Source organism: Candidatus Pelagibacter sp. Uisw_099_02 (assembly GCF_047727625.1).
GTDB lineage: Bacteria > Pseudomonadota > Alphaproteobacteria > Pelagibacterales > Pelagibacteraceae > Pelagibacter.
The window spans coordinates 1,085,830-1,102,080 of sequence record NZ_CP159822.1 but is presented as its reverse complement, the minus strand read 5'-3'; the positions used below and the strand labels follow the sequence as shown (position 1 = coordinate 1,102,080).

Genomic DNA, 16,251 nt, shown 5'->3' with positions numbered 1-16,251 from the left:
TATGAAGAATATTTTAATTATAGGATGTGGTTTAATTGGTTCTTCATTATTAAGATCAATAGTCGATAAAAAAATAGCTAAAAAAATATTTATTTATGAAAAATCAAAATTAAATATTTTAAAAATTAAAAAATTAAAATTACCATGTGAAGTTACAAATGACTTAAAAAAGATTATTCCAAATTTAGATTTAATAATATTTTGCACTCCATTGGGAGAGTATGAAAAAATAATTTTAAAAATAAATAAATACCTACTCCCTAAAACAATAATCACAGATGTGGGATCATCTAAAGAACAATCTACTGATTTAATTAGAAAAAGATTAAAAAAAGGAATTTTTTGGACATCCAGTCATCCTATAGCAGGATCAGAAGTTAGTGGTCCTGAACATGGTTTAAAAAACTTGTTTCTTAATAAATGGTGCATATTAATAAAAGAAAAAAATACCAACAAGAAACATCTCACGATACTGTCTAAGTTTTGGAAAAAAATTGGTTCTAGAGTCGTTATTATGGATTCAAAAAAACATGACACAGTCTTTTCTATGACAAGTCATTTACCTCATTTAATTGCATATAATTTAGTTAAAACAGCAACAGATTTTGAAAAACAACAAAAATATGAAATAATTAAATTTAGTGCCGGTGGTTTGAGGGATTTTTCAAGAATTGCTGCATCTAATGAAATTATGTGGAGAGATATATTTTTTAATAATCAAAAAAACATATCAAAAGTTATAGATTTATTTATTAAAAATTTACTTGCATTTAAAAGAGATATTCAATCTAAGAATAATAAATCTATCATTAACAAATTATCTAATACTAAAAAAGTTAGAAAAAAAATAATTAAATTAAAGCAAGATATTAATAAACCAGATTTTGGTAGAAGTTAATACTTTATAGAAGATATCTTTTTTACTATTAACTTTGCTGTTCTTTCGATTTTGTCTATTGTCTTCGTTATAGGCATAATTAAAACTTTTTTTTCTGGACCGTATGCATGAATTAATTTTTTAGAATTAATACAAATAGCAACATGACCTTTCCAAAATATAATATCACCTCTTTTAAATATTATTTTTTTCTGATTTTTTGTTGAATATTTTATTTGGTCCCTTGTGTCTCTTGGATAAAATTTATTATTATAATAATATAATAATTGCAAAATAGCTGAGCAATCTATTCCTCTATAAGTTTTACCACCCCAAACGTATTTTGTTTTTAAAAATAATTTTAATACTTTTAAGTAGTTTTTTTCTATATGATCAATTTTCTTGATATTTTTTTTTTTAATCCATTTATTTTTTTCATATTCAACAAACTTTTTATTTTCCTGAATTATTAAAATTTTTGATGCAAAAGGTAAAAAATATCTTGTCTTTTGTTTCTGTTTATTAAAAATATTAGCTTTTAAAGTAAATATCTTATGAGTAGGTTTATGATCGTTCGTATAATCTTTATTTTTTATGAAACCAACATAATTATCAAATGATATTTTTATTTTTATCCAATTTTTATTTTTAGATAAAATTTTAAATTTTTCTCCATACAAAATTTGAGAAGTAACCTCAGACATTTGGGTTGGTTTCTTATAAATATTAGATAGAGCTTTCTTGTAAAAAAAGTTATTGTTCATGAAGTTTTAATTTATCTTTAATAAACCATAAACAAATTAAAGAAGGGATTACCATAATAGCTGTTAAGATAAAAAATATACCCCAATCACCATTAAGCCAATCTACTAAAGCCCCAGAAGATGATGCAAGCGTAGTTCTTCCAGCAGTCCCTATCGAAGCAAGTAGTGCGTATTGAGTTGCAGTATAGGTTCTATCTACCAGTAAAGAAATAAAGGCCACAAATGCGACTGTTGCAAAAGCTGCTGCTATATCATCAAATATGACCGCTATAGCGAATAATAATTCAGATTTATCACTCCATGCCAGGATGGTAAATAATAAGTTTGTTGCAGCCATTAACATTCCTGCAAGAAACATTGCTTTTAAAACTCCAGATCTAATTACAAAGAGGCCACCCAACAATGTAAAGGTGACTGTAGTTATCCATCCTAAAGTTTTTGAGTAAATTGCAATATCACCTTTGGAGAATCCTATTTCTTTATAAAAAACTATAGACATACGTCCAAGAAAAGCTTCTCCAATCTTAAATAGAAAAATAAAGCTTAAAATACCAACAGCTACTGAAAATCCATTTTTCTTAAAAAAACTTAATATAGGACCACCTAATGTACTGCTAATCCAAGTCATAAAATTTGTTATAATATTTTTTGATCCAAACTTGCTTTCTATAAGTTTATCCGTTTCTTTTTGCTTTAGTTCTCTATCAGTAGAAAGGGGTTCATGAACAAACATTAATCCTACATTCATCAAAATTACCACAACTCCTAAAATTAAAAATGTAATTTGCCAGTAATTGGTAATACCAATATTCTCTAAATATTCTGCAGTAAATAAAGCTATTACTCCACCCAATTTATATCCACTCCACCATCCAACGACTGCCATAGCAGCACCGGCTGCCATTGATTTACTTTCATGCTCACCTATTTGTTCAATTCTTAAAGCATCTACAGTAATATCTTGTGTAGCTGAGGCTATAGCAATAATTAAACCAATTGTAATTATTAGTGTTAAATTTTCTGTGGAATCAATAAAACTCCAAGTAACAAGACAAGTTAAAATTGTAATTTGCATTAAAACTATCCAACCTCTCCTATGACCAAGTTTTTTGGTTAGGTATGGTATTTGAAGTCTATCAATAAGAGGTGCCCATAAATAATTAAAAGCATAAACGGCAAATATTAATCCTGCCCAACCAATTGTTGATCTGCTTAAACCATCTTCTTTAAGCCACAGACTTAAACTACTTCCAATCAAAACCCATGGAAATCCAGATATTGCACCTAGTAATAATATCCTAAGCATTCTTCTGTCAAAGTAGACAGAAAAGGTTTCAGAGAGTGATTGTTTTTTTATTTCAATCATAATTAGTTTCTCCAAAAAGAAGGTAGAAACAAAACGAGTATAGCAAATAATTCCAATCTACCCAATATCATTCCAAGACTCAAAATCCACTTAGACATCTCTGGTAGACTAGAAAAATTACCACTAGGACCAATTGTAGACCCTAAGCCTGGTCCAACATTTGAAATTGAAGTTGCTGCACCAGAAATAGAAGTAACAAAATCTAAACCACTTAAAGATAATAATGCAGTTATTACAAAAAATATAACCAAGTAAAGAAAAATGAAAGAAATGATCGAAGCCATAAATTTATCATCCACACTATTTTTATCATACTTAATTATAAACACTCCTCTAGGGTAAATAATTTTTTTTAATTGATTAACAACAAATAAATATAAAATTTGAATTCTAAAAATTTTAATTCCACAGGTAGTAGAACCTGCACATCCACCGATGAACATTAGAGTTAAAAAGAAAATTAATGGAAAATTTCCCCATCCATCAAATTCTCCAGTGACATATCCTGTACCAGTTAAAATAGAAATAACGTTAAAAAAAATTTTTCTTATATTGATTTGTGAAAAATCTTTATTTTGAAAAAGTGAATAAATAAAAAGTAAAATAATTGAAAAAATAATTATCTTAATAAATGATCTAATTTGAACATCCGAAATAAATATTTTTTTATTTCCATTTAAAAATTTTATATAGGCAATAAAAGGTAAGCTACCTAGTATGATAAAAATCATTGATGATATTTCAATAGATGGACTGTTAAAATATCCTATGGACTCATTATAGTTTGAAAAGCCACCTGTAGCTATTGTCGTCATAGAGTGTGTTATACTGTCAAAAGTATTCATACCAAAAATTTTATAAGTAACAGCACAAAGTGTTGTTAGTGTTAAGTAAACATAAATTAATCTAAGAGATATTTCTTTAGATTTTGGTAATAATTTTTCAGAGGAGTCGTTGCTTGAAATTTTGAATAACTGCATTCCCCCAACATTCATTATTGGCATTAGAGTTATTGCCATTACAATAATACCAATTCCACCCAACCATTGAAGCATAGCTCGCCATAAAAGTATTGATCTAGGTGCACCTTCTAAGTTTGAAATAATTGTAGATCCAGTAGTGGTAATACCAGACATACTTTCAAAAAAAGAATCTGTGATAGATAATTCAAGAGCAGAAAAAATAAAAGGTAATGAGCCAAATATTGCAATGCTCAACCATGACAGAGCTGTTAACAAGAAAGCTTGTTGTAAATTTAATTTTTTATCGTGGTTTAGATTTGTTAAAAAAAATAAAATACCAAATATTATTGAAATTATTGAAGCCCCTATAAAAGAAGAATCTATTTCCGAATAAATAAACTGGGTTAAAATTGGAATCATCATAGAAATTCCAAGAATAGTTTGCAAAATACCCAAGGTAAAAAAAACAGTTTTATAATTAGACATTTTGAAAGAACATTATTTTATGGTAAATAAATTTCAACTCTATAAGAGTTAACAATAACAGCAAATATAAGATATTTCTTATTAAACAAAGTGATTGAAAAAGACAATTTAGATAAAACTAACGCATGGCCCTTTGTTGAGGCTAAAAAAATGTTGCGTGAAAGAAAATCCTTTATTGAAAAAAAGGGGAAAATTATTTTACAAACTGGTTATGGTCCGAGTGGATTGCCTCATATAGGCACTTTTGGTGAGGTTGCTAGAACATCAATGATGGTTAATGCACTAAAACAGCTTACCGATATACCAACAGAAATTATAACCTTTTCAGATGATATGGATGGTTTTAGAAAAGTTCCTGAAAATGTTCCTAATCAAGAATTGCTAAAAAAAATCTTCATAAACCTTTAACTCAAGTACCAGATCCATTCGAAAAATTTTCAAGCTTTGGTGAACACAATAATGAAATGTTAAAAAATTTTTTAGATAGATTTAAATTTGAGTACAGTTTTAAAAGTTCTTCAGTTCTTTATAAGGGTGGTTTTTTTAATCCAACTTTACAGATAATTTTAGAAAATTATCAAGGTATTATGGATATAATTCTTCCAACACTTGGTAAGGAGAGACAAAAAACTTACAGTCCTTTTTTACCCATATGCCCAGATACTGGAAAGGTTTTAGAAATTCCAGTTTTAGAAATCTTAAAAGAAAAATCTAAAATTATTTTTGATAATAATGGAAAAAAACTTGAAACAAGTATTTTAGATGGGCACTGCAAATTACAATGGAAAGTGGATTGGGCTATGAGGTGGTATGCACTTGACATAGATTTTGAAATGTACGGAAAAGATTTAATAGAAAGTGCAATATTATCTTCAAAAATAGCTAAGTTAATTGGAAAAACAAACCCATCTGGTTTTGCCTACGAACTTTTTTTAGATGAAAAAGGGGAAAAAATTTCTAAGTCAAAAGGTAATGGGATCACTATTGATCAATGGTTGGAGTATGCTTCTCCTGAAAGTCTTTCATTGTACATGTATCAAAATCCTAAAAGAGCAAAAAAATTATATAAAGAAATAGTTCCAAAAACGGTTGATGAATATTTGGATTTTATAGAAAAAGCAAAAAACCAAAATGAATTACAGCTATTAATGAACCCAGTCTGGCATGTTCATAACGGAGTGATTCCACAAGAAGATACTATTATGAATTTTTCAATGCTTTTAAATTTAGTGGAGGCAAGTAATGCAAATTCTAAGGAATTACTCTGGAAATTTGTAAAAAAGTACAAAAAAGATATTTCAGAAAAAGATCATCTAATTTTTGATAATTTAATAGGCTATGCTATTAAATATTTTAACGATGTGATTAAACTACAGAAAAAATATAAAAAACCAGATTTAAGTGAAAAAATGGCATTAGAGGCTCTAATTAAGACTCTTGACGATTGTAGTGATGAAATGTTACCCGAAGATATTCAAACATTAATTTATTCAACTGGAAAAGAAAATGGGTATTCAGAAAATCTACGTGACTGGTTTAAATTAATTTACGAAGTTGTGTTTGGAGATGAAAATGGACCAAGAATGGGTTTTTTTATAAGCTTCTTTGGAGTTAAAGAAACTAAAGAGCTAATAACAGAAAAAATAAAATAATGTTTTCAAAATTAAGATCACTCATCTTTAAAATTGATCCTGAAACTGCCCATAATTTAGCAATTAAGTCTTTAAAATTAAATTTGATACCAAATTTAATAGATGAAGATAAGGCTGATCCAGTGTTGAAATCCACTTTATTTGGCAAGGAAATAAATAACCCAATTGGTATGGCTGCTGGATTTGATAAAAATGCTGAAGTTTATAACCCTTTATTTAAACTTGGATTTGGATTTGTTGAAGTAGGGACGGTTACTCCGTTTAAACAATATGGAAATCCAAAACCAAGAGTATTCAGACTAGTTGAGGACCAAGCACTAATTAACAGATTAGGATTTAATAATTTAGGATCTGAAAATGTAAGCAATAGAATTCGATCTAATTTAAATAAAGGTTTATTGGGAATTAATATAGGTCCCAATAAAGATAGTGATGACAGATTAAAGGATTATTTAATTGGCCTCAGAACTTTTCATGATATTGCTGATTATATTGCAATTAATATTTCTTCACCTAATACAGAAGATTTAAGAAGCTTCCATGATGAAAAAAAATTTGGTGAATTAATGGATTTAATTCAAAAAGAAAAAGTTAAACTTAAATCTAAAATACCAATTGTTGTAAAAATCTCTCCAGATATCTCAGAGGCACAAATTATATCAGTTAGTAAAATATTATTAGACCATAAAGTAAGTGCAATAATTGTTTCAAATACAACTGCAGGCAATAGAGAAAAATTAAATGATATATTGAAACATCAAAAAGGTGGTTTGTCAGGAAAACCTCTTGAAAAAGAGGCAAATGAATTGATAAGTAAATTTTATAAATTATTAAAAGGTAAAATTGAAATTATTGGAGTAGGTGGAGTAGATTCGGGTGAAAGTGCGCATAGAAAATTTTTAGCTGGAGCAAGTTATATTCAATTATATACTGGTATGGTTTTTCAAGGCCCAAATATTGTTTCAAAGATAAAAAAAGAGCTTAAAGAAATATTAAAAGCTGGTGGGATTAAGAATTTTAGAGAAATAATAGGAAAGAAACAGTCCAATCAAGGCTAATAAGCTTGACGAGGTCACTGACACATCTTATATAGTCTCTAAATATTATGTCTAAAAAATGTGAATTAACCGGTAAAATACCTATGAAAGGTCATAATGTTAGTCATGCTAACAACAAGACAAATAGAAGATTTTTACCAAATCTAAAAAAAGCTAAATTTACAAGTGAACTTTTAAAAAGAAGTCTGACGTTAACGGTTAGTAACGCAGGGATGAGATGTGTTGATAAAAAAGGCACATTCGATTTATTTTTAAAAGCTGCAAAAAATAAAGATATATCACCAAGATTAAAAAAATTAAAAAAAAGTATATTAATTAAATCACCATTTATAAAAAAAGCACCTAAGGCATCTCCTAGTAAATCAGCTTAATGGAAAAGTTTTTTATACTCCTTTCATTTATAATGGGAGTTGTTGTTTTAGCTTCAAATTATTTAGTACAATTTCCAATCAATTATTATGGTTTAGAAGAAATATTAACTTATGGGGCTTTTAGTTATCCTGTAGCATTTTTGATTACAGATTTAGCTAATAGATCTTATGGAAAAATAGTTGCAAGAAAAATTGTTTATGTTGGTTTTATTATAGGAATTGTATTTACTCTTTTCTTTTCAACAAATTTTGCAGACTTAATTTCAGTAAGAATAGCAATTGGGTCTGGCACAGCATTTATGGTCGCACAGTTGTTGGATGTTCAAATTTTTGACTATTTAAGAAAAAAGAAATGGTTTGTGGCGCCATTAACGTCTTCACTAATTGGTTCTACAATCGATACATTTTTGTTTTTCTCAATCTCTTTTTATGCAACAGGTATACCTTGGATAACATTATCTCTAGGAGATTTATCAGTCAAAGTATTGGTTGCATTACTAATGTTAATTCCATTCAGATTATTATTAGGAACTCTTAAAGCTTCAAAAGCTTAGTATAAAAATTTGTAAGATAAAATTTTATAGGCAAGTTTTGCTACAAGAAAATTATAAGAATTAAAACCTTTGATAGGTGAAAGTTCATTTATATCTGCACCAACAATATTGGAATTTTTAGCAGCTATTCTTATGATATCTAAAGTTTCATCCCAGAGTAATCCTCCTGGTTCTGGCGTACCTGTTGCAGGCATTATACTTGAATCCAGTCCATCCACATCAAAAGTTAGATAAACTGTTTTATTTTTTATCATTTTTGTAAATTTTTTTAAGTCCCATTTTTTCTTATCTTTTGCCCAAAAAATATTAATTCTAGAAGAGTTTTTTTTTAGAAAAGGTATTTCACTCTGTGATATATTTCTGATCCCAAATGAAATTAAGGATACATTTTTATGATCTAGACATCTCTTAATAGCAGAAGCATGAGAAAACTTTTCACCATTATAACTCTCTCTTAAATCTGCATGTGCATCAAAATGTAGTAAGCATATTTCTTTATGGTTTTTTACAAATGGAGCAATACATCCAGGTGTTATTGAGTGTTCTCCACCAAAAGTGATTGGAAATAATTTTTTATCTAATATTTCTTGATTTATATCAGACATCTTTTTAAGAGCTTTTTTAATATCTTTATCAATTTTAAATGGTTTTAAAGTTTTAATTCCTATTTTTTTATAAGGTTCACAATTTAATTCTTCATCATATAATTCAACTTGATGTGATGCTTTGATAATTTCTTTAGGCCCATTACGGGTGCCACCACCATAACTTACAGTTTTTTCTAAACCAAATGGAACAACTACTACTTTCTCTTTAAAATTAACATCATTGTCAATCCCTAGAAAACCATTTTTATTAGAAAGATATTTCAATTTTATTTAAATATTTTTGAGAAGTTTTTTCTCGTTCTGTTTTTCCAATCACCTTTATGATAAGCATCACTTGCAATCAAAGGAAGGACACTAGTTGCTTCAGCAAAAACCATTTGTTCTTTTGCAATATCTACTTTACCCCATGAGCTAGCCTCTTTTAATGTAGAGCTGCTGCAAGCACCATCTCTAGAATCTGCTACCGTAATTTGTACTGCATACTTATGCATCTCAACCTCTTTTCCTAAAAGCTCAGCACAGATAACAGTATCTTGAACAAAATTTTTAGGAACACCTCCTCCAATCATAAATAAGCCAGATCCTTTTGATTGAATCTTTATTTCAGTCAATTCACGAAGCTCTCTAATCGAATCTATCGTAATATGATTTTTAGGATTATTTTCTTGGTGAGTGACTAATCCAAAACCCGCACTTGAGTCTGTAAATGCAGGACAAAAAATAGGAACATTATTGTCATATGCTGTCTCAATTAAAGAATCTTTTTTTTTTGAATTTTTCTTTAAATATTTTCCCATTTCATAAATAAATTCTCTTGATGTGTAACTTCTTGGATCAAGTGTATCTGCTATTTCACATATCTTTTGATCACATTCCTGCAACTCTTCTTCATCAATATATGTATCGTAAATCCTATCTATATAATTTTTTCTTAATTCAGTATCATCTTGAAATTGTGAACCTTGGTAATGTTTAAAGCCTAAAGCTTCAAAAAAATCCATATCAACTATTGAAGCTCCTGTAGCAATAATTGCATCAACCATATTATATTTAACCAAATCTTTATAAATATTCATACACCCTGCTGCAGAAGTTGACCCAGCAAGTGTTAAAAAAATTGTGCAATCTTTATCTTGAATCATTTCGTTAAAGATATTAGCCGCATTTGCTGTTTCTCTTGAGACAAAAGACATTTTTTCCATTGAGGAAATTATTTTCCTGGAATCAAATGAAGTAATATCGATGTGTTCAACTGGATTTTGTAAGAAACTTTTTTTGCTATTATGAGTTAAATTTTTGTTTTCTGACATTAGGCAACTAATATACCTTTATTGCTCTCATTACCATATAACGTCATTATAGGTTCATCTTCTACTTCATAGATTTCATTTGAGTAAAAACCATTAAATTGAGTTCTGAAAGTTAAACCGTATGCTCCAAGTTGACCTAGCTCTATATAGTCATTTTCTTTAATGTTGTTTGGAAGCAAAAAAGGTCCCTTCATATAGTCCATGCTATCGCACGTAGGGCCATAAAAATTAAATGCAGTTAATTTTTTTGATATTATTTTTCTATTTTTAATTAATCGAGAAGGATAAACTATGTTTGGTGTGCCAGCATCAAAAAGAGTTCCATACGTTCCATCATTTATATAAAGTTTTTGTTTTTTTCTAAGATTTACCCGTACGATTGTTGACCCACTTTCTGCAACTAATGCTCTTCCGGGTTCACATAATATTTCAGGAAGTTTTTCTAATTTTAAATTTGATAAACTTTTTTTTATTTCTTCAAAATAACTATCCAAAGATTGAGGTACAAGATCGGGATATATAGCAGGAAATCCACCACCAATATTAATATAATCAGGAATAATTTTTGTTTTTCTTATTATATTTCCAATATCTTTAATTCCTTTTGAGTAAGAAATAGGGTGCATACATTGAGATCCCACATGAAAGCTTAGCCCCACTTTTTTTGCATATTGTTTAGCTAATCTTAACAAACCAATTGCCTCAGATGTTAATGCCCCAAATTTTTTAGATAGATCTATTTCAGCATGCTCATTTGAAACTGCTACTCTCACAAATAACTCAAGGTCTTTTGCTTGATTAGTTGTTTCAATAATTTTAATTAATTCATCTTTAGTATCTAAAGAAAAGGCTTTAATATTGTATTTAAAATAAGCTTCTTTAATATTTTCTCTGCTTTTAACAGTGTGCATATATGAGCATTTTGCATCAGGGGTAATTGCCCTTATATCTTTAATTTCCTGAATAGAAGCTACATCAAAGTTTTCAATTCCACTCTCAACTATTGTTTTTAAAACTTCAGGATGCGAGTTTGTTTTTACAGCATATAGCACTTTGCCAGGAAAATTATTTCTAAAACAAGTAGAAGCTGATTGTATTGATTTTTTCCTAATACAATAGATAGGTTTTTCCGGTTTTAGTTGATTAACAAGCTCATCAACTGTTTTAAATTTTTGCATTATGTCCCCAAAAAAAATTTAATAAAAAAAAGTTTTTAAAAATACTTAAAAACTTTCATATAAATTATGCAATTAAGGTAATAGTTAATTAATGTAAAGCAAATAATAGGTGTTGAAATTATAAAATTAAGCACCATATTAAATCTATGGCTGAGCTAAATAATTTAAAAAAAATTAGTGATTTTGACAATAAAACCTTGTTAATTGTTGATGATGACAATCCTTTCAGAGATAGGCTTGCTAGAGCAATGGAAAAAAAAGGTTTTGAGGTTTTTCAAGCTGAGGGTGTGCAAAAAGGTATTCAAACAGTTATAGAGAAAAAGCCAGGTTTCGCTGTAATAGATCTTAGGCTAACTGATGGAAATGGACTTGAGGTAGTTAAGCAAATACAAACATCTAATCCTACCAGTAGAATTATTATGTTAACTGGGTATGGGAATATACCAACAGCTGTAGCTGCAATTAAAGAGGGAGCCATCGATTACCTTGCAAAGCCAGCGGATGCTGATGATGTTGAAAAAGCATTACTAGCAGATCCAGAAAAGAAAGCTGCTCCACCAGAAAACCCTATGTCAGCTGATAGAGTTAAGTGGGAACATATTCATAGAGTTTTTGAATTATGTAATAGAAATGTATCAGAAACTGCCAGAAGACTTAAAATGCACAGAAGAACATTGCAAAGAATCTTGTCTAAAAGATCCCCTAGATAAATTTTCTAAATTTAATAATTTTTTTAGCTAATATAGCTAGCAAACAAATCTTAAATAATTCAGCTAATAAGAATGGTGTAACTCCTAACTGAAGAATTGGTTTGTCCCATCCAATTAAAGTTCCCAACCAAATAGCTCCAAATACATAGATTACTGAAACAGAAAATATTAATTTTCCAAAAATTATAAAAATATTTTTATTAAAATTTAAATAGCCTGTAAGAAAAGAAGCAAATAAAAACCCAATTAAATATCCCATTGTTGGACCAGTAAAATAAATTACTCCAACACCTTTTTCTGGTGAGTTAGAAAATACTGGCATTCCCAGAATACCTTCTAGAAGATAAACAGCTACAGATGCTAGGCCAATTTTATATCCAAAGGCAATTCCCAAAAATAGAACTACAAAGGTTTGCATTGTCATAGGCACAGGATAAAATGGTATTTTTAATTTAGCTGAAATAGTCAAAGCCATTGTTCCTATGAAAATTAGAATAAATGTTTTTAATACTTTTTGAATTGAGTTTGTTTTTAATAGATCCATATCTACAAATTACTATTTATTAATGTGATAATCTAGTTTTTTATTAGTCTTAAAAAAACATCCTCTAAATCACCGTCGTCAGTTGAAATATCTATAATTTTTACATTATTTTTCTTAATTAAATTAATTAATTCTTCCATATTAATTTTACTTTTTTCATAAGAAACACAAACCTCATTATCTAAGTGTGAGACTATTTTTAAAGATTCTAGATCATTTTCGTTAATATTAATATTCATGTCAGTTTTAAAGGTTACTTTTTTGGTTTGAATTCTATCTAATAAATTTTTAGTGCTGTCTAGAGCGACAATATTTCCTTTATTTAATATAGCTATTCTTCCACACATTTCCTCAGCTTCCTCAAGATAATGAGTTGTTAGAATGATAGTTACACCAAGTTCATTAAGTAATTTTACATTTTTCCATAAATTCTGCCTTAACTCCACATCAACACCAGCTGTAGGTTCGTCTAAAATAACTATTGGTGGCTGATGAACTAAAGCTTTAGCCATTAGCAACCTTCTTTTCATTCCACCAGATAAACTTCTAGCATAACTGTTAGCTTGTTTTTCTAGGGATACTAATTTTAGAATCGTATCTGTAATTCTATCTTTTTCTTTAATTCCATAGAGGCCAGCCTGTAACTCTAATAATTTCCTTGGACTAAAAAATGGATCAAGATTTACTTCTTGGGGCACTATTCCAACTGAAGCTCTAACTTGTCGTGGGTTCTTATCTAGGTCAAAACCCCAGACATTTACTTGTCCTGCTGTTTTTACCACTGTTCCTGCTAAAATATTTATAAATGTTGTTTTCCCAGCGCCATTAGGACCCAGAAGACCAAAAATTTCTCCTTCTTTCACGTCCAAGTTTAAATCATTTAATGCGAGATTATCTCCAGTCTGTTTACTTGAATAAATTTTTTTTAAGTTTTTAACAGAAAGTATATTTTTTTGCTCCATGCGTGTTAATACATTTATAGTATTTAAAATTATTAAGATAATATTATTTAATGGATAAAATTAAAAAAACAGACCATTTTTATTTAATAGATGGTTCGGGTTATATTTTTAGAGCTTATTACGCATTACCACCTCTAACTAGAAAAAGTGATGGTTTACCTGTTGGTGCAGTAAGTGGATTTTGTAGCATGCTATTTAAACTATTAGAAGATTCAAAATCGAATGAAAATCTTCAAAAACCTACACACTTTGCAGTAATATTTGATGCAGCTAGAAAAACTTTTAGAAATGAAATTTATTCAGACTACAAAGCAAATAGATCGGAAGCCCCAGATGATTTGGCACCACAATTTGAATATATAAGAAAATCTGTAGTTGCTTTTAATTTACCATCTGTAGACCTTCCAAATTACGAGGCAGATGATTTAATAGCTACTTATGCAGAACAAATTATAGCAAAGGGTGCGAAAGTAACAATAGTCTCTTCAGATAAAGACTTGATGCAATTGTATAGAAAAGACGTTCGTATATTCGATCCAATGAAAAATAAATTTATAACATCTGAAGATATAATAACCAAATTTGGAGTGGGTCCAGAAAAAGTTATCGATGTTCAATCCTTAGCTGGGGACAGTAGCGATAATGTTCCAGGAGTTCCGGGTATAGGCGTTAAGACTGCAGCAGAACTAATTAATAAATATGGAACTTTAGAAAAATTGTTAGATAACGCTCAAGAAATAAAACAAAATAAACGAAGAGAAACACTTATAGAAAATAAAGATAAAGCAATAATTAGTAAAAAATTAGTGACGCTAATGAAAGATGCTCCAGTTGAAAGAAAGATAGAAGAATTTAATCTAAAGGAGATTGATAAAGATAAGCTATATAAATTTTTAAGAGAAATGGAGTTTAATAGACTTCTTAGCTCTGTTATTTCTGCATATGGAGAACCTGAGCTAGGAGAAATCACAATAGAGACAAAACCTGAAAAAAAACAGCAAAATATAAGTAAAAAAAACTATCATCTCATCACTAATGAAAAAGAAATAGAGGAGTGGATTAACGAAGCAGAAGAAGCTGGAGAACTAGCAATTGATACCGAAACTAGCTCACTAGATGCACATCAAGCTGATTTAGTGGGAATTTCATTAAGCACTAAAATTGGTAAAGCTTGTTATATTCCAATTGGTCATAAGTTTAAAGGATGTTTAAAAAAAGAAGCTGTAATTAAAAAATTAAAGCCACTCTTAGAAGATAAGAGTGTAAAAAAGATTGGTCAAAATATTAAGTTTGATTTTATTGTCTTGTTTAAACAAGGGATAATTATGAATTCTATGGAAGACACGATGTTGATGTCTTATGTATTAGATGCTGGAAAAAATAGACATAACATGGATACTCTTTCTGAGATCCATCTACAGCATAAAACAATTTCATTTAAAGAAATTGTTGGCACAGGTAAGAAAGAAATAAATTTTAGTGATGTAGAGCTAGATAAGGCAATGGAGTATGCGGCTGAAGATGCTGATATTACTTATAGGTTATATAAAATTTTTAGTAAAAATTTAAAATTAGAAAAATTAACTAATATTTATGAGATATTTGAAAAACCCTTAATCAAAATATTAGCATTTATGGAAATTGAAGGAATAAAGATTGATAATAAATTTTTAAAGGTGTTGTCTGAAAAATTTGAGAGAAAAATTAGTAAACTAGAAAAAGAAGTTTTTAAAATTTCAAAAAAAGAATTTAATATTGCCTCACCAAAACAATTAGGTGAAATTATTTACAATGATTTAAAGATTGCCGTACTTAAAAAAACTAGAAAAGGAAGTTTTGCTACAAACGCAAGTGTGTTAGAAGACTTAGCATTTAAAGGACATGAATTTCCTAAATTAATTCTAGACTGGCGACAAGTATCTAAACTTAAAAATACTTATTCAGATGCTTTACCTGAGCATATTAATCCAAACACCAAACGAGTTCATACCTCATTTTTATTGGCAGCAACAACAACAGGAAGGCTAGCTTCCAGTGATCCAAATCTACAAAATATTCCTATTAAATCAGACGATGGTAAGGATATAAGAAAAGCTTTTGTATCAGAAAAAGGATTCACATTAATATCTGCAGATTATAATCAAATTGAAATGAGAATTTTAGCAGATTTGGCAGAAGTCAAAGAATTGAAAAAAGCATTTAGCAATAATGAAGATATTCACTCACTTACAGCAAGCCAAGTATTTAATGTTGATATTAAAAAAGTAGACCAAGATATGAGAAGAAAGGCCAAGGCCATTAATTTTGGAATAATTTATGGTATTTCACAATATGGTCTTGCAAAACAAATAAATGTTTCAAATCATGAAGCAGATGAATTTTTAAATGCTTATTTCTTAAAATTTCCTGAAATAAAAATTTACATGGATAATACAATTAAGTTTTGTAGAAAAAGTGGCTATGTAAATAATATTTTTGGTCGAAGATCTCATTTTAATGGAATTAATGATAAAAATTTCAATGTAAGAAATTTTCAAGAAAGAGCAGCTATCAATGCCCCCATTCAAGGGTCAGCATCTGAAATCATGCGACTTGCAATGATTAGACTTAACAAAAAATTTGAAAGCATTAAAAATAATAAATCAAAAATATTATTGCAAATTCATGACGAACTAATTTTTGAGGTTCCGGTAAAAGAAGTTAAAAATATAACTGAAATAATCAGGGATGAAATGACAAGTGTTACAGAAAGTGATTTACACACTTTTTCAACACCATTGACGGTAGACGTTAATACAGGGGACAATTGGGGAATACTTCATTAATTTATCTCCATTGCCTAAATTAGA

The 16,251-nt window shown here is 28.8% G+C and carries 14 protein-coding genes and 1 pseudogene; 7 read left to right on the top strand and 8 right to left on the bottom strand.

All coding sequences use genetic code 11. The features are described from left to right. Position 1: 1 nt before the first annotated feature. Entirely contained in the window at positions 2-898 is an 897-nt protein-coding gene (locus tag ABXT47_RS05925; protein ID WP_415308209.1) for a prephenate dehydrogenase, read from the top strand. Here the strand turns inward: ABXT47_RS05925 and ABXT47_RS05920 are convergent. Genes ABXT47_RS05920 through ABXT47_RS05910 form a run of 3 tightly spaced genes read right to left on the bottom strand, consistent with a single transcriptional unit; the run spans position 895 to position 4,455 of the window. After that, positions 895-1,641: an NlpC/P60 family protein gene (locus tag ABXT47_RS05920; RefSeq protein ID WP_415308208.1), complete on the bottom strand. Its 747-nt coding sequence runs from the start codon at positions 1,639-1,641 to the stop codon at positions 895-897. The genes ABXT47_RS05925 and ABXT47_RS05920 overlap by 4 nt on opposite strands. Next, the gene (locus ABXT47_RS05915) at positions 1,631-3,007 is read right to left on the bottom strand and encodes an AmpG family muropeptide MFS transporter (RefSeq protein ID WP_415308207.1); all 1,377 of its coding nucleotides are present in this window, start codon (positions 3,005-3,007) and stop codon (positions 1,631-1,633) included. Before ABXT47_RS05915 ends, ABXT47_RS05920 begins: the two co-directional genes overlap by 11 nt. Before the next feature lie 2 nt (positions 3,008-3,009). Next, a complete protein-coding gene (locus ABXT47_RS05910) occupies positions 3,010-4,455 on the bottom strand; it encodes a TrkH family potassium uptake protein (protein ID WP_415308206.1) in 1,446 nt (481 codons plus the stop codon). A 90-nt stretch (positions 4,456-4,545) separates the two neighbouring features. Here ABXT47_RS05910 and ABXT47_RS05905 point away from each other — a divergent pair. The 4 genes and pseudogenes from ABXT47_RS05905 (at position 4,546) to ABXT47_RS05890 (ending at position 8,090) form a co-directional block, all read left to right on the top strand. Further along, positions 4,546-6,107 (top strand): annotated as a pseudogene (locus ABXT47_RS05905) (lysine--tRNA ligase). Beyond that, positions 6,107-7,165, top strand: a complete 1,059-nt coding sequence (locus ABXT47_RS05900; protein ID WP_415308205.1) for a quinone-dependent dihydroorotate dehydrogenase — start codon at positions 6,107-6,109, stop codon at positions 7,163-7,165. Before ABXT47_RS05905 ends, ABXT47_RS05900 begins: the two are co-directional and overlap by 1 nt. A gap of 47 nt (positions 7,166-7,212) precedes the next feature. Next, positions 7,213-7,536, top strand: coding sequence for a 50S ribosomal protein L28 (rpmB, locus tag ABXT47_RS05895; RefSeq protein WP_415308204.1), 324 nt, complete (start codon positions 7,213-7,215; stop codon positions 7,534-7,536). Continuing rightward, positions 7,536-8,090 carry a queuosine precursor transporter gene (locus ABXT47_RS05890; RefSeq protein WP_415308203.1) on the top strand — a complete coding sequence of 185 codons (555 nt, stop codon included), beginning with the start codon at positions 7,536-7,538 and terminating at the stop codon, positions 8,088-8,090. Before rpmB ends, ABXT47_RS05890 begins: the two co-directional genes overlap by 1 nt. Here ABXT47_RS05890 and speB read toward each other — a convergent pair. Genes speB through ABXT47_RS05875 form a run of 3 tightly spaced genes read right to left on the bottom strand, consistent with a single transcriptional unit; the run spans position 8,087 to position 11,186 of the window. Further along, a complete protein-coding gene (speB, locus tag ABXT47_RS05885; protein WP_415308202.1) occupies positions 8,087-8,962 on the bottom strand; it encodes an agmatinase in 876 nt (291 codons plus the stop codon). The two genes, ABXT47_RS05890 and speB, sit on opposite strands and share 4 nt — an antisense overlap. 2 nt (positions 8,963-8,964) lie before the next feature. After that, positions 8,965-10,008, bottom strand: a complete 1,044-nt coding sequence (locus ABXT47_RS05880) for a 1,9-bis(guanidino)-5-aza-nonane synthase (RefSeq protein WP_415308201.1) — start codon at positions 10,006-10,008, stop codon at positions 8,965-8,967. Then, positions 10,008-11,186 (bottom strand): type III PLP-dependent enzyme, encoded by a 1,179-nt coding sequence (locus ABXT47_RS05875; RefSeq protein WP_415308200.1) that lies wholly within the window; start codon positions 11,184-11,186, stop codon positions 10,008-10,010. The genes ABXT47_RS05880 and ABXT47_RS05875 overlap by 1 nt, the downstream gene beginning before the upstream one ends. 146 nt (positions 11,187-11,332) lie before the next feature. Here ABXT47_RS05875 and ABXT47_RS05870 point away from each other — a divergent pair, with 146 nt between their 5' ends. Continuing rightward, positions 11,333-11,896, top strand: coding sequence for an ActR/PrrA/RegA family redox response regulator transcription factor (locus ABXT47_RS05870; RefSeq protein ID WP_415308199.1), 564 nt, complete (start codon positions 11,333-11,335; stop codon positions 11,894-11,896). Here the strand turns inward: ABXT47_RS05870 and ABXT47_RS05865 are convergent. After that, the gene (locus ABXT47_RS05865; protein ID WP_415308198.1) at positions 11,889-12,440 is read right to left on the bottom strand and encodes a biotin transporter BioY; all 552 of its coding nucleotides are present in this window, start codon (positions 12,438-12,440) and stop codon (positions 11,889-11,891) included. The genes ABXT47_RS05870 and ABXT47_RS05865 overlap by 8 nt on opposite strands. Positions 12,441-12,472: 32 nt before the next feature. Then, positions 12,473-13,402 carry an ABC transporter ATP-binding protein gene (locus ABXT47_RS05860; protein ID WP_415308197.1) on the bottom strand — a complete coding sequence of 310 codons (930 nt, stop codon included), beginning with the start codon at positions 13,400-13,402 and terminating at the stop codon, positions 12,473-12,475. A 50-nt stretch (positions 13,403-13,452) separates the two neighbouring features. On the opposite strand from ABXT47_RS05860, the gene polA reads away from it, so the two are divergent. Next, complete coding sequence (gene polA / locus ABXT47_RS05855; protein ID WP_415308196.1) at positions 13,453-16,227, top strand: DNA polymerase I; 2,775 nt, start codon at positions 13,453-13,455, stop codon at positions 16,225-16,227. Positions 16,228-16,251: the final 24 nt, after the last annotated feature.